Genomic DNA, 1,440 nt, shown 5'->3' on the forward strand with positions numbered 1-1,440 from the left:
AACCAGCTGAGCTACGTAGCCATACCTTTTTACTTACCGCTCTCTGTGAGTGCGGCGCGTATTATGCAAATCGCTCCGCAGCCCGTCAACCTATTTTTGATAAAAAACGAGATTAACGGGCGCGTTTGAGCAAAAAAACAGTGATTTGTTTAAAAAGGCATCAAATCACCAAGGAAGACCTTCACCGTTGCTATGGAAAAACTGACCTGTGGTATCCAAACTTAGTTCATCAATACGTTGAATTAAGCGCTCTGCTGCGGTTTCAGCCGGAATATCGCCGGCATGATTCACCATATCGGTTTGTACGAAGCCTGGGTGCAGCAAAACAACAGAAATTCCTTGATCTTTTAGGTCCAGTGACAAGGATTTTCCCGCCGCATTCAATGCTGCTTTTGACATACGGTAACCATAGCGACTGCCGGAACCATTATCGGCAATAGACCCCATTCGGCTAGTAATCATTGCTACTTTGCTGCCTTCTTTTAAATTGGGCAGCAGAGCTTCAGTGACACGCAGAGGCGCCAGAGCGTTCACCTCAAATTGGGCGCGAATATTACCAGCGTCAAGTTCTCCTAGTACGTCTTTGTGCAGCAAGCCTGCGTTATTCACCAGTATATCGATCTTTTTATCGCCTAAAGTTTCAGAAAGGCGAAGAAGATCCGATGCTTTAGTCACATCTATGCCTTCAACAATATCGACATCCAGCTCCGTTAGTTGTTTTGAATTGTTACGACAAACCGCAGTAACTTTATAGCCCTTTTTGGCATATTGGCGTGCAAATTCGTAACCTATACCGCGGTTTGCTCCGGTAATCAGAACTTCTTTTTGACTCATTTTGTACTCCACATATTAACTGCGTTACTCGTTAACGCCGCCTTCGGTTAGTTTTTTAGGGTCCAGTAACTGTTCAAGTTTATCCCGACCTAAGTCTGTCATTTCGTCCGCAACGTCAATAATCGCGCGCCCATCTTTATAAGCCGTTTTGGCTATTTCAGCGGCTTTATTGTAGCCAATAACCGGGTTAAGAGCGGTAACCAGAATGGGGTTTTTAGACAGTGCCTGCTCGAGACGCTTTTCATTAACTTCAAAATCAGCAATGGCTTTACTGGCCAGGGCGTTGCAACTGTTGCTTAGTAAATCAATGGACTGGAGTAAATTGTAACCAATAACCGGCAGCATTACGTTTAACTGAAAGTTTCCTTGCTGAGCCGCTGTTGTCACTGTTGTGTGATTGCCATTAACCTGAGCTGCAACCATTGCCACTGCTTCGGGTATTACCGGGTTCACTTTACCCGGCATAATACTGCTTCCGGGCTGTAATGCGGTGAGCTGAATTTCGCCTAATCCGGCCAGTGGTAGGCTGTTCATCCAGCGCAAGTCGTTACTGATTTTAAGTAGCGTTGTCGCCAGTGTATTCAGTTGGGCCGAAAGCTGTAAATT

2 protein-coding genes are annotated in these 1,440 nt (G+C 45.5%); both read right to left on the reverse strand.

Annotated elements, in window-relative coordinates; genetic code table 11:
* Positions 1-165: 165 nt before the first annotated feature.
* The gene (locus B3180_RS11400; RefSeq protein ID WP_278358359.1) at positions 166-834 is read right to left on the reverse strand and encodes an SDR family oxidoreductase; all 669 of its coding nucleotides are present in this window, start codon (positions 832-834) and stop codon (positions 166-168) included.
* 24 nt (positions 835-858) lie between these two features.
* Positions 859-1,440: lyase family protein (locus B3180_RS11405; RefSeq protein WP_286844630.1), on the reverse strand; the 582-nt coding region annotated here is incomplete at its 5' end.

Source organism: Idiomarina sp. UBA4206, assembly GCF_002383015.1.
Classification (GTDB): Bacteria; Pseudomonadota; Gammaproteobacteria; order Enterobacterales; family Alteromonadaceae; genus Idiomarina; species Idiomarina abyssalis.